General features: G+C 62.5%; 16 protein-coding genes. 7 read left to right on the top strand and 9 right to left on the bottom strand.

The genetic code is table 11. From position 1 onward, the window contains the following. Window positions 1-38: 38 nt before the first annotated feature. Window positions 39-2,246 (top strand): phosphoribosylformylglycinamidine synthase subunit PurL, encoded by a 2,208-nt coding sequence (gene purL / locus CHC01_RS14715; RefSeq protein ID WP_089265019.1) that lies wholly within the window; start codon window positions 39-41, stop codon window positions 2,244-2,246. Window positions 2,247-2,421: 175 nt separating this feature from the next. Here purL and CHC01_RS14710 read toward each other — a convergent pair whose 3' ends face one another. From CHC01_RS14710 to CHC01_RS14700, 3 genes are all read right to left on the bottom strand, one after another. Next, window positions 2,422-3,381, bottom strand: a complete 960-nt coding sequence (locus CHC01_RS14710) for a 2-hydroxyacid dehydrogenase (RefSeq protein ID WP_089265669.1) — start codon at window positions 3,379-3,381, stop codon at window positions 2,422-2,424. 58 nt (window positions 3,382-3,439) lie between these two features. Continuing rightward, window positions 3,440-4,612 carry an acyltransferase family protein gene (locus CHC01_RS14705; protein ID WP_089265018.1) on the bottom strand — a complete coding sequence of 391 codons (1,173 nt, stop codon included), beginning with the start codon at window positions 4,610-4,612 and terminating at the stop codon, window positions 3,440-3,442. Between the two features lie 109 nt (window positions 4,613-4,721). Beyond that, entirely contained in the window at window positions 4,722-5,084 is a 363-nt protein-coding gene (locus tag CHC01_RS14700) for a DUF427 domain-containing protein (RefSeq protein ID WP_089265668.1), read from the bottom strand. A gap of 181 nt (window positions 5,085-5,265) precedes the next feature. Between CHC01_RS14700 and CHC01_RS14695 the strand changes: the two genes are divergently transcribed. Beyond that, window positions 5,266-5,502 (top strand): BolA family protein, encoded by a 237-nt coding sequence (locus tag CHC01_RS14695; RefSeq protein ID WP_068735968.1) that lies wholly within the window; start codon window positions 5,266-5,268, stop codon window positions 5,500-5,502. A 64-nt stretch (window positions 5,503-5,566) separates the two neighbouring features. Beyond that, entirely contained in the window at window positions 5,567-5,878 is a 312-nt protein-coding gene (locus CHC01_RS14690) for an endonuclease domain-containing protein (protein WP_349636619.1), read from the top strand. A gap of 160 nt (window positions 5,879-6,038) precedes the next feature. Here the strand turns inward: CHC01_RS14690 and egtD are convergent, their stop codons facing one another. Both egtD and egtB read right to left on the bottom strand, forming a co-directional pair. Next, entirely contained in the window at window positions 6,039-7,004 is a 966-nt protein-coding gene (gene egtD / locus CHC01_RS14685) for an L-histidine N(alpha)-methyltransferase (protein WP_089265017.1), read from the bottom strand. A gap of 43 nt (window positions 7,005-7,047) precedes the next feature. After that, window positions 7,048-8,283 (bottom strand): ergothioneine biosynthesis protein EgtB, encoded by a 1,236-nt coding sequence (egtB, locus tag CHC01_RS14680; RefSeq protein ID WP_089265016.1) that lies wholly within the window; start codon window positions 8,281-8,283, stop codon window positions 7,048-7,050. A 359-nt stretch (window positions 8,284-8,642) separates the two neighbouring features. On the opposite strand from egtB, the gene grxD reads away from it, so the two are divergent. From grxD to CHC01_RS14660, 4 genes are read left to right on the top strand one after another with little or no spacing between them, the layout of a single operon-like run. Beyond that, on the top strand, window positions 8,643-8,978 hold the full coding sequence (grxD, locus tag CHC01_RS14675) for a Grx4 family monothiol glutaredoxin (RefSeq protein WP_068736311.1): 336 nt from the start codon (window positions 8,643-8,645) through the stop codon (window positions 8,976-8,978). Then, window positions 8,978-9,520, top strand: a complete 543-nt coding sequence (locus tag CHC01_RS14670; protein WP_089265667.1) for an O-acetyl-ADP-ribose deacetylase — start codon at window positions 8,978-8,980, stop codon at window positions 9,518-9,520. Before grxD ends, CHC01_RS14670 begins: the two co-directional genes overlap by 1 nt. Before the next feature lie 46 nt (window positions 9,521-9,566). Further along, window positions 9,567-10,865, top strand: a complete 1,299-nt coding sequence (locus CHC01_RS14665) for a serine hydrolase domain-containing protein (protein ID WP_089265015.1) — start codon at window positions 9,567-9,569, stop codon at window positions 10,863-10,865. Continuing rightward, window positions 10,846-12,126, top strand: coding sequence for a serine hydrolase domain-containing protein (locus CHC01_RS14660; protein ID WP_089265014.1), 1,281 nt, complete (start codon window positions 10,846-10,848; stop codon window positions 12,124-12,126). The genes CHC01_RS14665 and CHC01_RS14660 overlap by 20 nt, the downstream gene beginning before the upstream one ends. 161 nt (window positions 12,127-12,287) lie before the next feature. On the opposite strand, the gene CHC01_RS14655 is transcribed toward CHC01_RS14660, so the two are convergent. The 4 genes from CHC01_RS14655 to CHC01_RS14640 form a co-directional block, all read right to left on the bottom strand. Continuing rightward, window positions 12,288-13,355, bottom strand: a complete 1,068-nt coding sequence (locus CHC01_RS14655; RefSeq protein ID WP_089265013.1) for a threonine aldolase family protein — start codon at window positions 13,353-13,355, stop codon at window positions 12,288-12,290. Window positions 13,356-13,458: 103 nt separating this feature from the next. Beyond that, window positions 13,459-14,076, bottom strand: coding sequence for a 30S ribosomal protein S4 (gene rpsD / locus CHC01_RS14650; RefSeq protein ID WP_089265666.1), 618 nt, complete (start codon window positions 14,074-14,076; stop codon window positions 13,459-13,461). 284 nt (window positions 14,077-14,360) lie between these two features. Further along, on the bottom strand, window positions 14,361-15,131 hold the full coding sequence (locus CHC01_RS14645) for an HpcH/HpaI aldolase family protein (protein ID WP_089265012.1): 771 nt from the start codon (window positions 15,129-15,131) through the stop codon (window positions 14,361-14,363). A 17-nt stretch (window positions 15,132-15,148) separates the two neighbouring features. Further along, on the bottom strand, window positions 15,149-15,556 hold the full coding sequence (locus CHC01_RS14640; RefSeq protein ID WP_089265011.1) for a cupin domain-containing protein: 408 nt from the start codon (window positions 15,554-15,556) through the stop codon (window positions 15,149-15,151). Window positions 15,557-15,632 lie beyond the last annotated feature (76 nt).

Raw genomic sequence — 15,632 nt, 5'->3', positions numbered from 1 at the left:
TCTCCCTATGAAGAAGCCTTACAGAGCCAAGAGACCCCATGACCGAGCCAAAGATCACTCCCGAACTCGTCGCTTCCCACGGCCTCAAGCCCGACGAGTATGAGCGCATTCTCAAGCTGATCGGGCGGGAGCCGACTTTCACCGAGCTCGGCATCTTCTCGGCCATGTGGAACGAGCATTGCTCGTACAAGTCCTCGCGCATCCATCTGAAGGGGCTGCCGACCAAGGCGCCGTGGGTGCTGCAGGGGCCGGGCGAGAATGCCGGCGTGATCGATATCGGCGACAATCAGGCCATCGTGTTCAAGATGGAGAGCCACAACCACCCGTCCTATATCGAGCCCTATCAGGGCGCGACCACCGGTGTCGGCGGCATCCTGCGCGACGTCTTCACCATGGGCGCGCGTCCGATCGCCTGTTTGAACGCGCTGTCGTTCGGCGCGCCGGAACATCCGAAGACCCGCCATCTGGTGTCGGGCGTCGTCGCCGGCGTCGGCGGCTATGGCAATTCGTTTGGCGTGCCGACCGTGGGCGGCCAGACACGTTTCCACACCCGCTATGACGGCAACAACCTCGTCAACGCGATGGCCGTCGGTCTCGCCGATGCCGACAAGATCTTCCTCGCTGCGGCGTCGGGCGTGAACATGCCGATCGTCTATCTCGGCTCCAAAACGGGCCGCGACGGCATTCACGGCGCGTCGATGGCCTCTGCCGAGTTCGACGAGGATTCCGAGGAGAAGCGCCCGACTGTGCAGGTCGGCGATCCCTTCGCCGAGAAGCTGCTGCTGGAAGCCTGTCTCGAAATCATGGCCGCCGATTGCGTCATCGCGATCCAGGACATGGGCGCTGCGGGTCTGACCTGTTCGGCCGTCGAGATGGGCGCCAAGGGCGACCTCGGCGTCGAGCTCAATCTCGATGCGGTGCCGACCCGCGAAGAGGGCATGACCGCTTACGAGATGATGCTCTCGGAAAGCCAGGAGCGCATGCTCATGGTGCTGAAGCCCGAGAAGGAAAAGCAGGCCGAGGATATCTTCCGGAAGTGGGGCCTCGACTTCGCCATCGTCGGCTACACCACGCCAACGCTTCGCTTCGTCGTGAAGCATGGCGGCAAGGTGATGGCCGATCTGCCGATCAAGGAACTCGGCGACGAAGCGCCACTCTACGATCGTCCGCATGTGCCGTCGCCGGCGCTGCCGGTGATCCATGCGCGCGATATTGCCGCGCCGTCGTCGATCCCGGATGCACTGGAGAAGCTGATCGGCACGCCCGAACTATGCTCGAAGCGCTGGGTGTGGGAGCAGTATGACCACGTCATTCTCGGCAACACCGTGCAGCGCCCTGGCGGCGACGCCGCGGTGGTGCGCATCGAGGACGGCCCCAAGGGTCTTGCGATGTCGGTCGATGTCACGCCGCGCTATTGCGAGGCCGATCCGGTCGAGGGCGGCAAGCAGGCGGTCGCCGAAGCCTGGCGCAACATCACCGCGGTCGGCGGCAGGCCGCTGGCGGTCACCGACAATCTCAACTTCGGCAATCCGGAGCGGCCCGAGATCATGGGCCAGCTCGTCGGCTGCCTGAAGGGCATCGCCGAAGCCTGCATCACGCTGGATTTCCCGATCGTGTCCGGCAATGTCTCGCTCTACAACGAGACCAACGGCCGCGGCATCCTGCCGACCCCGTCGATCGGCGGCGTCGGCGTGCTCGACGATTTCACGAAGTCCGCGACGCTGGCGTTCAAGGCGCCGGGCGAAGCGATCCTGCTGATCGGCGAAACCAAGGGCTGGCTCGGCCAGTCGGTCTATCTGCGCGACATCTGCGGCAAGGAAGAGGGCGCTCCGCCGCCAGTCGACCTCGCCACTGAGAAGCGCAACGGCGACGTGGTCCGCGGCATGATCCATGCAGGCACCGCGACCGCCGTGCATGACATTGCCGATGGCGGCTTGCTGGTGGCACTCACCGAAATGGCGATGGCCTCCGGCATCGGCGCCAAGCTCGATGCCGCGCCATCATCGACGGTGCCGCATGCCTGGTGGTTCGGCGAGGATCAGGCGCGTTACATCGTGACTGTCGCGGAAGATCAGTTGCTGACGGTGCTGTCGAAACTGAAGAATGTTGGCGTGCCCTGCGTGCAGATCGGCAAGACTGGCGGACATGCGGTGGCGATTGCCGGTGAACGCGCTGTCGATATCAAGGCACTCGTACATGCGCATGAGAGCTGGCTGCCCAACTACATGAGCGGCAAGGCGTCGTAACAGGCGCTGATCTTTTCCCTCCCCCTTGCGGGGAGGGGGGCCGGCCGAAGGCCGGACGGGTGGGGGTGCCACAAGCGACGGCGTTTGCGGAGACACCCCACCCCGGCCTATCGGCCGACCCTCCCCACTGCGCTTCGCTTGGGGGAGGGAGGCCATGAGCGTTCGTGCAACCGTCTCAGTAGCTCAGCGTCCGATCGACCAAATTCATCAGCGGCGTGCCGCATTCCGCGCGTGCGATATTGTCGGCGATGTTTTCCGCTGCCGTTCCAACACGCGTTGCTGCTGCGATGTGGGGCGAGATCGTGACACCCGGATGCGACCAGAACGGATGGCCTGATGGTACGGGCTCGGTGCGGAAGACATCGAGCGTCGCCTGCGCCACGCGTCCGCTGTCGAGTGCCGCGATCAGCGCATCGTCGTCGATCAGCGTGCCGCGTCCGGCATTCAGGATGAAACTTCCCTTGGGCAGAAGCGCGAGCCGTTCGGCATTCAGGAGGTCGATGGTCTCCGGCGTCTGGGGCAGAAGCCCCACGAGGATTTCCGCCGCGGCCAGCGCTTGCGGCAGCTTCTCCATCCCTGCGAGGCAGCGGACGCCGGCCACCTCGCGCGCGCGACGGCTCCAGCCGGTGACGCGAAAGCCGAGTTGCACAAGTGCTGTTGCTGCAGCCGATCCCAATTCGCCGAGACCCAGCACTGTCACCGATCGGTCCGTGGCAAGCGGCGGAACATGCTGCGACCATGTCAGAGGTTTTTCACAGACGTAGCGGTCCATCCCGAGATGCAAGCGCAGGGTATGACCGACGACCCATTCGACCATGCCCTGCCGGAGGCCGTCATCGACCATGCGGCACAGCGGCTGTGTCAGCGTCGCGTTGCCGACGATCTTCTCGACACCGGCCCAAAGGCTCAATACGGCGCGCGCATTGCTGAAAGGGGCGAAATCACTGATGGGACCGCCGGTCGCGTGGATGATGTAGTCCACGTCCTGATGCGCAATGTCACCCAGGAGATTGGCTCGCGCGTCGATGCTCCGGCGCCGAAGCGCATCCAGAATGGGTTCGTGATAGTCCTCGAACAGCGCCGGCGTGACGTTGAAAAGAAGATTGATCGCCTTGTCACCGTTGTGTGCGCGCATGCTGGTGTCCTGCAGATCGTCGTTCATGTTGGAAGGCGGAAAGGACGGTGTGATGAAGCTACAGCACCCGCTTCACGCCTGGGATCGCCCGCAGCGCCCTTGTCGCTGCCCAGCTCGCCGCCAGCGTACCCGCGAAGGCGATCAGTGCTTTCGATCCGGCGCCGAGCGGCGCGTTCAGCAGCGCATATTGCAGCCACAGCATCGGGATGTAGTGCAGCACGAAGATGCCATAGGCATCGCCGCGCAGCGGATCGAAGATGCTCTTCTCGCGTTGGCCGAAGCGCAGGAACAGCGCCAGCACCGCGAGGCAGATCAGCGTGCAGGCGACCGCGTAGATCACGCCGTAGCTCGACTGCCACCAGAAAGGCGGCGCGCCGGTGAGATTGGCGAGCTTCATGCGGCGAAAATTGACGAGAAAAGCGAGCGAGCCAAAGGAGGCAGCGGCGGCGATGGTCCACCACAGCCATTGCCGCGCCAGTGCGCCGGTGCGGGCCAGCAGGCCCTGGTCGATATTGGCGGCGCCGATGCCCATGCCGGCGAAGAAGAACACGCCATAGATCGCCATGCGGCTGAACTGCACCTGCAGCGGGCCCCAGCTGAACCAGCGGACAGCGCCGACCGTAAACAGGAATGGGACATAGGAGATCACCGCGATGACGGCGAGCACGGCGGCGAACAACCACGGTCGTTCGAAGGCACGGATCGACAGCCGGTTGATGCCGTCCACCAGTCGCGGCGCGAGCAGGAAAACCGGGATCGCGACGAGATCAAGAAACAACAGATACCAGATGAACCAGCCGGGGCCGGCGAACCATTGGCCTTGTTTGAAATTGTTGACGTAGAATTCGAAAAAGCCGGTCTTGTGCGTCGACAGGCTGAACGACGCGTAATAGGCGATCGGCATCAGCACGAAGATCATCGCCAGGAAGGGCAGGCCGAGGCGCAGCGCGCGGTCGCGCAGGAAGTCGGCGATGCCCTTGCGCTTCAGGCTCGGCCACACGAACAGGCCCGACAGCATGAACATCAGACACATGAAGAAGGTGTCGTTGAACAGCGTCAGGATGTTGAAGCCGATCCAGCGCTGGCTGTCGACGATTGGCGCGGTCGACCACAGATAGTGGTTCGGGTAATAGCGCCCGAAGGCGGTGTAAGCGACCGCCGCGTGGTTCGCCAGCACGAGCAGCGTGACAAAGGTGCGGGCGCGATCGAGCGCAGCGTTACGGTCCGACATGTGAACGGCGAGCCCCCTCGCTTCCGCGCGCAACAGGCGTCGCCGGGCGCATCAGTGATGCGCGCCGTCATGATAAATGTCGAAAGCCGCTTCGGCAATCAGCCGAGGATCACGCAGGTACTTCCTCGATTTTCACCTTGTCTGGATAAAATGCGAGATAATCCTTGATCTCGGCCATCGCCGGAAACGGCGTCTCATAGGTCCAGATCGCGTTGTCGAGAACCTTCTCGCCGGTCTTGATGCTGTAATAATTCGCGTCGCCCTTGTACGGGCAATGCGTCACACGGTCGGTGCGCGCTACCGCGTCCATATTGGCGTCCGCGCGGGGGATATACAGTACTGCGGGGTAGCTGGCCTCCTTGAGGCTCAGGGCATTGGTCGTGTCGGCGATCACGACGTCCCCGGCAGAAACACGGATGTGTTTGCCGGCGGGCGCAATGGTGATCGGGTGGTCCGGGCCGGGAAGCTTCATGGTTAAACCCTTGTGACGGTCATATTTCACTTCTTCAGATGTGCGATCCATCCGGCCTTTAAAAGGGGCATGCGAGGGATTATCGTTAGAAAGCCGTGACGTCATGCGGCAGCCGCGATAGGCTCGCAATCCGAGGCGGCACCGAGTGGCCGCGATTCGAACCTTTCTGGAGACCCGATTAATGCCGATGGACGCCCGCGATATCGAGACCATGATCAAGGCCGCGATTCCCGACGCGCAGGTGACGATCCGTGATCTGGCCGGTGACGGCGACCATTACGCGGCAACCGTGATTTCGGAATCCTTCCGCGGCAAATCCCGCGTCGCCCAGCACCAGATTGTCTATCAGTCGCTGAAAGGCCAGATGGGCGGTGTCCTGCACGCGCTGGCGCTGCAGACGGGCGTGCCGGAGGCGTAGTTTTCCCTCGCCCCGCTCTTGCGGGGAGAGGGTGGCTTCGCGCAGCGAAGACGGGTGAGGGGCGATGCGAGGTCGTGTTCGTAGCACTCAGATCTCGCGAAAACTTCGCGCTAACCAGACCGATGCCGAGACCAAGCTCTGGCATCGCATACGCAACCGGCAAGTCGGCGGTTTTAAATTTGCCCGGCAGGAAGCGATAGGCCCCTATATCTGCGACTTCGTTTGTCGGGAACAGCGCCTCGTGATCGAGGTCGACGGCGGCCAACACCTAGAATCCAAACGAGATGAAATTCGCGACACGTATCTGCGGGCGGAAGGCTATGGCGTGGTGCGTTCTGGAATAACGACGTCTTGTCCAATATCGACGGCGTGCTGATGCTGCTCGACCAGGCGTTACGTGCAGATGGCCAAACAGCGGATTAGAGCCGACCCGACCCGAGAACATGCCTTCGTTGGAATTGTCTGCCCGGCCCCTCACCCGGATCGCAAGGGCGATCCGACCTCTCCCCGTAAAGGACGGGGAGAGGTTAAGAAGGCTACTCCACCGCCATCAGCGCATGCACCGAGAAATGCTTGTCAGCATCCGTCCATGACGCCTTCGGCTCCCAGCCCGAACCGCGGGCCAGCGTTGCAAAACGCTCGATGCTGTATTTGTAGCTGCTCTCGGTGTGGATGCTCTCGCCGGCACGGAACGCGAAGCTGCGACCCAGCACATGCACGGTCTGCGGCTTCCTGGCGATCAGGTGCATCTCGATGCGGTGGCGTTCCTTGTTGTAGATCGCGCGGTGCGTGAAGGCCGAGAGATCGAAATCGCCGCCGAGTTCGCGGTTGATGCGCACCAGCACATTCATGTTGAACTTGCCGGTGACCCCTGCCGCGTCGTTATAGGCCGCGTGCAGCAGCTTCTCGTCTTTCTCCAGATCGATGCCGATCAGCATCAGGGCGTCCTTGCCGAGAATGGCGCGGGCCGAGCGCAGAAAGGCGCAGGCCTCGTGCGGCTCGAAATTACCGAGCGTCGAGCCCGGGAAGAAGCCGACCTTCGGCATCATCCGGATATCTGCGGGAAGGTCGAACGGTGCGGTGAAATCGGCATTCACCGGCAGCACCTTCAGGCCCGGGAAATCCTTGCGCAGCTCGGCTGCCTGCGCCTGCAGGAAGTCGCCTGAGATATCGACCGGCGCATAGGCGCCGACGTCGCATTCATCCAGCAGCAGCCGCACCTTGGTGGTGGCGCCGGCGCCGAATTCGATCAAGGCGGCATTCTTCGGAATGATCGCGTTGATGTCCTTGCCACGCGAGCGGAGGATGCCGAGCTCGGTGCGGGTCGGGTAATATTCCGGCAATTTGGTGATCTGTTCGAACAGCTCCGAGCCGGCTTCGTCATAGAAGTATTTCGGCGACAGCTTTTTCGGGTGCTGCGACAGGGCTTCGGCGACATCCGCGGCAAATGCGGAGGCCGAGGCATTCAGCAGCGACAGTGCCAACGGGGCATGAACGTTCATGTCAGTCTCCTCAACGCTTTCGAAGCGCCGTGATGTCAGGAAGTCAGTTGCCGTAATCGGCCAGCCGCAGGCCCGTGAATTGCCAGCGATGGTGGGGATAGAAGAAATTGCGGTAGGTGACGCGGCTGTGATCGTCCGGGGTCGCCAGCGATGAGCCCCGCAGCACCAGCTGATTGATCATGAACTTGCCGTTGTATTCACCGAGCGCGCCTTCGATGGCGCGGTAGCCCGGATAGGCAGCGTAAGCGGAGCGCGTCCATTGCCAGACGATGCCGAAGGCGTCGTTGAGCTGACCGGCCCGCGCTGCGACTTCCCATTCCATTTCGGTGGGCAGATGCTTGCCGCTCCAGCGCGCAAAGGCGTCACATTCGTAATAGCTGACGTGGCACACCGGCGCGTCGAGATCGATCGGCTGCAAGCCGGCGAGGGTCATGATCTGCCATTCGCCATTGACCTTGCGCCAGTGGCCAGGTGCCTGCCATTCCTCGCGGGCCGCGGCGGCAAAGCCATCCATCAGCCACAGCGTCGCTTCGTCGTAACCGCCGGCCTCCATGAAGGCGAGCCATTCGCGGTTGGTGACGAGATTCCTTGCGAGCTTGACGGGACCGACAAGCGCGCGATGTGCGGGCTTCTCGTTGTCGAAATGGAAGCTCTCGCTCTGATGGCCGATGGTGTGGATGCCTTCGGTGAGCGTGGTCCATGCTTCGCCCGATGTGGTCGAGGTCGGGAAGCGCCAGTTGGCATCGTAGGCCGGCGGGATCGGGTTCTGCGCGAAGGCATGCAGGATGTCGGTGAGCATCAGCTCCTGATGCTGCTGCTCGTGATTGAAGCCGACTTCGAGGAGGGGGATCAGCGAAGTCAGTTTCTCGTCTGACGTCTCGTTGAAGAATTTGATGACGGCCGCATCGACATGTTTGCGATAGGTGGTGACTTCGTCGGCGCCGGGGCGGGTGAGGTGACCGCGCTGGGCGCGGGCGTGGCGCGGGCCGGCGGAGACGTAATAGGAATTGAACAGATAGGCGTAATCGGGGTGGTAGACCGTGTAGCCGGGGGCGTGATCGCCGAGCAGGAATTGCTCCCAGAACCAGGTCACATGGGCGCGGTGCCACTTCGCCGGGCTGGCGTCGGGCATCGACTGCACCAACTGGTCTTCCGGGGACAGCGGCGCGGCGCGGCGTTCGGTTTCGTTGCGGACCGTCAGGAAGGCGTCGCCCAGTCTTTGGGCCAGTGCGCCTGCGGGGGCGGATTCGGAGGCGGGGGACGCGGTGCCTGAACTCATGCCTGAACTCTTGGCGAAAGCTGGATTCGTCACGAAAGTCTCCGATTTTGGAGAGAACGTTGCTCTTGGTGATGGGTTCCCGAGCAGCCTGTCCTAAATAGGTCATCCGATGGGTTATAAAAGGCCTGTCGTCATATGATCTTTGGCCGGACCGGACTTGGCAAAAACTGCGGAAAAGTGACCGTGGCGGGCCGGCAATAAGCCCCAATGCCTGTGATTTCAGGCTCTTGATCACGTCCATAAGACTTGGGGTGCGGAACGGATTCGGCTACATATATGACAAGTCTGACCGGGCGAGCGCCCGATGGCTGGGCCGCCAACTCCAGACCTTGAATCTGGACCTTGAACAGGGACGTGACATGAGCATTGAGCAATTCATCGAGAACGAAGTGAAGACCAACGACGTGGTGCTGTTCATGAAGGGCACGCCGCAGTTTCCGCAGTGCGGTTTCTCGGGCCAGGTGGTCCAGATCCTCGATCACGTGGGTGTCGGCTACAAGGGCCTCAACGTTCTCGAATCCGCCGATCTGCGCGACGGCATCAAGACCTACTCGAACTGGCCGACCATTCCGCAGCTCTATGTGAAGGGCGAATTCGTTGGCGGCTGCGACATCATCCGCGAGATGTTCCAGGCTGGCGAGTTGCAGAGCCTGCTGGCCGAAAAGGGCGTGATCGCCGCCCCGGCCTCCGCCTGATTTCAAGTCGACAAATAGGCACGGCGACGCTCGACGTCGTCGTGGCCGACATCACGACCCTCCGCGTTGACGCCATCGTCAACGCGGCCAATGCGTCGCTTCTCGGAGGCGGCGGCGTGGACGGCGCCATCCATCGGGCTGCCGGCCCCGACTTGCTCGCTGAATGCCGCACTCTCAAGGGTTGCGAGACCGGCGATGCCAAAATCACCAAAGGTTACAAGCTACCGGCAGCGTATGTCATCCATGCGGTCGGTCCCGTCTGGCATGGTGGCCGGAGCGGTGAGGATGAGGCGCTGGCGTCCTGCTACCGGCGGGCGCTGATGTTGTGTCAGGCGCATGGTCTGGCCTCCGTTGCGTTTCCGGCCATCTCCACCGGTGTCTATGGCTTTCCGGCCGCGCGTGCGGCTCCCATTGCGGTCGGCTCGGTCATCGAGGCGTTGAAGGATGCGCCGGTGGTCACGGCCGTCACTTTCTGCTGCTTTTCGGAGCCGTCTGCGGATCTGCATCGCCTCGCGCTCACACGCGTACTTCCCCTTGTCTGAGAGCGCCCCGCCGTTACACTCCTGTGATCAGGCAAAAGGAGCGGCGATGAATTTGCGGCACAGACTACGCGCGCTGCTCTGCGGAGCGCTGTTGCTCGCCGGATCGCCCGCTATCGCACAGGATCGCTTTGCTGCCGAAGGCACCTTCGACATTCCCGCCGGCGCAAAATTCTCGCAGGAGAAACTCGCCAAGATCGGCGAGTTCTTCCGCAAGCAGATCGCCGACGGCAAGATTCCCGGCGCCATCGTGCTGATCCAGCAGCATGGCAAGCCGGTCTACAAGGAATTCTTCGGCGTCCGCGATCCCGACACCAAGCAGCCGATGACGGATGATACGATCTTCCGGCTGCATTCCATGTCGAAGCCGATCACGTCCTTTGCGGCGATGATGCTGATCGATCAGGGCAAGCTCAAGCTCGACGATCCCGTCTCGCAATACATTCCGTCTTTCGCCAAGGCCAAGGTCGGCGTCGAGAAGAAGCTGGAGAATGGCGAGAAGGCGCTGGACATCGTGCCGCCCAATCGCCTGGTGACGATCCGCGACCTGCTGCTGCACACGTCCGGCATCACTTACGGTTTCTATGGCGAGAGCTTGGTGCGCCGCGCCTATGGCAATGCCGATATCTACAGCGGCGATTTCGACAACAAGGAATTCGCCGACCGCATCGCGCAACTGCCGCTGGAGCACCAGCCCGGCACCATGTGGGACTACGGCCACTCCACCGATATTCTCGGCCGTGTGATCGAAGTCGTCACCGGCAAGTCGCTGCTTGGTTACGAGGAGCAGGCGTTTCTCGGGCCGCTCGGGATGAAGGACACCGGCTTCTTCGTGAAGGAGAAGTCGAAGGAGGTCATGCTCGCCAAGCCGATGGCCTGGGATCGCGATTTCCGCACCGGACGACAGGGCCGCCCCGACACCTATCAGAAATGGGAATCCGGCAGCGGCGGCATGGTGTCGACGCTGGCGGATTACACGAAGTTCGCGCAGATGCTGCTGAATGGCGGCGAATATGATGGCAAGCGCTTCATGAGCGCGGCCACGTTCAAGGACATGACCACGGATCATATCGGCAAGGATTCCGGGGTCGGTCGTGACTATCTGTATTTCCCCGGCGACGGTTTCGGTTTCGGTTACGGCTTTGCCGTGCGCACCGATGCCGGCAATGCCAAGCCGCCGCCGCCGGGATCGCTCGGCGAGTTGAAATGGGATGGCGCCAGCGGTTGCTATTTCATCATCGATCCCAAACAGGACTTCTTCTTCATCCTGCTCGAACAGACGCCGTCGGAGCGACAGCGCATTCAAAGGTCTTTGAAGCTGTTGGTCTATGAAGCGCTGGAGAAATAGGCGGGCCGTACTCCTGCTGCTGACGCTCTGCTGCGTCGGCACCGTTATCGTGCCTTCGCCGCCGGTCCGGGCCGAAAAACCGCAATCCATTGCGCGCGAATTCTCTGCCGAAAAGCTGCTGGCGCTCGATCGCTACTTTCTCGACATGGTCGCGGAGCGGAAGATTCCCGGCGCGGTGGTGCTGGTGCAACAGCACGGCAAGCCTGTCTATTTCGATACGTTCGGCAATCTCGACAGCGGGCACCCGATGACGAGGGATGCGATCTTCCGGCTGTATTCGATGTCGAAGCCGATCACCTCGGTGGCCGCGATGATGCTGGTCGAGGATGGCAAGCTGCGCCTCGACGATCCCGTTGCGAAATACATCCCGGCTTTCGCGAAGACGAAGGTGGGCGTCGACGTCAAAGGCGGCGACGAACACGCCACATTCGGCCTCGTGCCGTTGCAGCGGCCGATCACCATCGCCGATTTGCTCACGCACACATCGGGCATCACTTACGGTTTCTATGGCGACGATCCCGCGCGGAAACGTTATGCGCAGCTCGATATCTTCGGCCGCGACTGGGACAACGCGTCCTGGGCCGACCGTATCGCGCAGCTTCCGCTCGCCGAGCAGCCCGGCACGCTGTGGGACTACGGCCATTCCACCGACATTCTCGGCCGCGTCATCGAAGTGGTGTCCGGGCAGTCGCTGTATCATTTCCTGGAGGAACGGCTGTTTGGTCCATTGGGGATGCGGGACACCTCGTTCTACATCACCGATGGCGAACGGCGCTCGCGTGTGGCCGAGCCGTTCCCGGGAGATCGCATGGTCGGCCCGGTGGTCGGCATGCATGATCCCGCGGAGGTCATGCAATGGGAGGCGGGGGGCTCCGGTCTGGTCGGTACGGCGGCGGATTACGCGCGCTTCCTGCAGATGCTGCTCAATGGCGGCACGCTTGACGGCAAGCGCTATCTCAAACCGGAAACAGTGGCGGAGATGACGCGCGATCACGTCGGGCCTGATAGCGGCGTGAAGCGCGATTACTATTATTTCCCGGGCGCCGGCAGCGGCTTCGGCCTTGGATTCGCCGTGCGGACGAAAGAGCTCGCCAGCGAGCCCGGTCCGGTCGGCGAGTATCGCTGGGACGGCGTCGGCGGCACGTTCTTCTGGGTCGATCCGAAGAACGACATGTTCGTGCTGGTCATGGCGCAATCGCCATCGCAGCGGGTGCGGATGGAGGTGGATGTGCGGAAGATCATCGCCGAGGCGCTGGAGTAAGCGGCAGGGCAGGGCAGGTCATCGTGGTGCCTGTTCCACATACTCAGTCCTCATCCTGAGGAGCGCGCTCTTGCGCGCGTCTCGAAGGATGGGCCAAACATCTCATGGTTCGAGACGGCGCCAAGCGGCGCCTCCTCACCATGAGGGCCGTCGGGATAAGGCTAAACCGCTCGCACCACGTCCCTGATCAATCCCAGCGTCTCCTCGATCATGTCCGCACTGACATCCAGATGCGTGCAGGCGCGGATGCGGCCGTCCATGGTGGCGAGCAGTACGCCTTTCGTGCGCAAGGCTTTCACCATAGCAGCACCGCTGATGCCTGCGCCCGCGGGATCGAAGAAGACGAGATTGGTCTCCGGCTGCTGCACGGCGATCCCGTCGATCTGGGCCAGCCCGCGCGCCAGCGCGTGCGCATTGGCGTGATCGTCGGCGAGGCGCTCGACGTGATGGTCCAGCGCGTGGATGCAGGCGGCGGCAACGATACCGGCCTGGCGCATCGAGCCGCCCAATCCCTGCTTCCAGCGCCACACTGCATCAATGTAGTCGCGCGTGCCGGCGAGCACGGCTCCGATCGGCGCGCCGAGCCCCTTACTGAAATCGATCCACACCGAGTCCCAGCCGTCGGACATCCTGCTCGCACCGATACCGGTGGCGACGCAGGCATTCATCAGTCGCGCGCCATCCATATGCGTAGCAAGGCCGCGGTCACGCGCGATGGTGACGATCGCTTCGAGATCGGATTTCGACCAGATGGTGCCGCCGCCGATATTGGCAGTCTGTTCGACGCTGACTACGGTCTGCGCTGCCTCGTAGCGCGTGCGCGGATGCAATGCGGCGCGCAGCGTATCTGGTGTGAACTTGCCGTCGGCGCCGTCGAGCCCGGTAATCTGGAAGCCGCCAAGCGCGGCGTGGGTGCCGCCCTCGCGCGAGAGGATATGCGCGGTGCGATGCGCGAGGATCTCGTCGCCGGGCCGGCAATGCGCCAGCAGGCCGGCGACATTGCACATGGTACCCGATGGCATGAACACGGCGGCTTCCTTGCCGAGCAGTTCGGCGACGCGGTCGCAGAGCGCATTCACCGTGGGATCGTCGCCGACCTGCTCATCGCCGACATCTGCCGAGGCCATCGCCGCGCGCATCGCGGGCGTGGGCTTCGTCTGTGTGTCCGACAGCAGATTGATGCGAACCGCCGGCTGTGATGGGTCGGGGCGAGCAGGGGTGAAGGGCATTGGGAAATCCACGTTGTTACGCGCGACAGCTTAACCCGTCAGTTGGGTAACAAAAAAGGCCCCGGAAAATCCGGGGCCTTGATCTCGTCTGCGCTGTCAGAAATTAGCGCGAATAGAATTCGACGATCAGATGCGGTTCCATCTGCACGGCGAAAGGAACGTCCGACAGCTGCGGAATGCGGATGAACTTGGCGGTCATCTTGCTGTGGTCGGTTTCGACGTAATCCGGGGTGTCGCGTTCGCCGAGCTGGCTGGCTTCCAGAACGAAAGCGAGCTGCTTGGAGGATTCCTTGATCTCGATGACGTCGCCAACCTTCACGAGATAGCTCGCGATGTTGACGCGCTTGCCGTTCACCTTGATGTGGCCGTGGTTGATGAACTGACGGGCCGCAAACATGGTGGCGACGAACTTGGCGCGATACACGACGGTGTCGAGGCGGCGCTCGAGCAGGCCGATCAGGTTTTCACCGGTATCGCCCTTGAGACGGCCGGCTTCCACATAGATGGAGTGGAACTGGCGCTCGGAGATGTTGGCGTAATAGCCCTTCAGCTTCTGTTTGGCGCGCAGCTGCGTGCCGAAGTCGGAGAGCTTGCCCTTGCGGCGCTGGCCGTGCTGGCCGGGGCCGTATTCACGCTTGTTGACCGGAGACTTGGGACGACCCCAAATGTTCTGGCCCATACGGCGGTCGATTTTATATTTAGCTTCACTACGCTTTGTCATCGCGTCCTCGATGTTCAATGGTCAATGTGAGGAGACGCGCCCTCCTGTGTACCGTGATCAGTCCAGAGTCTGGAAAATCTCGGCACCGACAGGTTCATTCCCAAAGCTGGGCGGAGAACCACGGGTGCGAAACGCTTCGCGGGCCGAAAACGGCCCGCGAGCAAGGCGGTTTCTAGGGGGAAGGCCCGGTTATGTCAATTGAAAGACAGGCTTTTTGCCGTTTGGCGGGCTTATAGCGCCAATCCGGCCGGTTTTGGCGCAAAATCGGCCTCGAAATGGCCGTTTCACCGCCTGATGCCCTCGAATCCGGCGGCGATTCCGCGCTGGAACAGTGACCAGTCGAATCCCAACGCCAGCGCCACATAGCCCCGCTCGATCATGGCGTTGCCCATCTCCGCGTTCAGCGCCGCGCCGCCCAGCGGCACGCCTGACTTGAGGATTCCCGCTTCGGCCTTTGCAACCAGCGCCTGCACCTCGGGATCGCCCGGCTGGCCGCGTTTCCCGATGGATGTGGCGAGGTCGCCGACGCCGATCACCGCGATATCGATGCCCGGTGTGGCCATGATCTCGCCGATCCGGTTCACCGCATCGACATGCTCGATGGTGATCATGCAGATCATGCTGTCGTCGGCGCGCGCCATATAGTCGGGCATGCCCACGTTCCAGCGGAACGGCGCGTGGAACGGTCCCCACAGCCGCTCGCCCTGGGTCGGATAGCGCAGGCTGCGCGCGGCCTTGTAGGCATCGTCGGCGCTGTTGATCATCGGGAAGTTGATGCCCATCGCGCCGAAATCCATCGGTGCTTTCGCCAGCCATGGCTCGTTGGCGGCGATCCGCACCAGCGGCGTGCAGGGCGTGCCCGCGGTGGCCATGATCATGCCATGCGCCGTGTTGAGATCGATCGGGCCGTGTTCGAGATCGACGATGATCCAGTCCAGCGTCTGCGCCATGATGCGTACGGTCTGGATCGACGGGATGGTAGCAATGGCCCCGAAAGTAGGGCGGCCCTCGCGCCATTTCTGTTTGAGATCGTGAAATGGCGCGGGGGTCGTCATCGTCACATGGGATCCTGTTATTTCGGCGCGGGCGTCGCCACCGGCTTGCCGTCTTCCACGACATAGACTGCCATGATCTTCAGGCCCTTGTCGCCGGTCTTCACGTCATGCGGAATCCCGGCCGGGACGGCATAGGAATCACCGGCCTTGAGCGCCTGGTCCGGCTGGCCCTCGACGATCAGCGTCGCGTCGCCATCGAGGACGTAACCGGTATCGACACCCGGATGGGTATGGCGGCCGGCGAGCTGGTTCGGGCCGAGCTCAGCCACGACCGTCACGATGCGATGGCCGGCAGGATATTTGACGTCCTGCAGCGGCGTGCGCTTGATGCCTTGTGCACTGGCAGCGCCGGCGCAGGCCGTGATCGCCGCGCCAACGAGCAGTGTCTTGAGAAGGCCATTCTTCAGAAAATTCGTCTCGAGCATGCTGGTCTCCCTTTGCCGTTCTCTTTTCGGAACGGCGCGCCGCAAGGCTAGCAGCGCGCAAGGGAAAGTCGAGCGC

The organism is Tardiphaga sp. OK246, from assembly GCF_900188215.1.
GTDB lineage: Bacteria > Pseudomonadota > Alphaproteobacteria > Rhizobiales > Xanthobacteraceae > Tardiphaga > Tardiphaga robiniae.
This window is presented reverse-complemented; position numbering and strand designations above follow the sequence as displayed.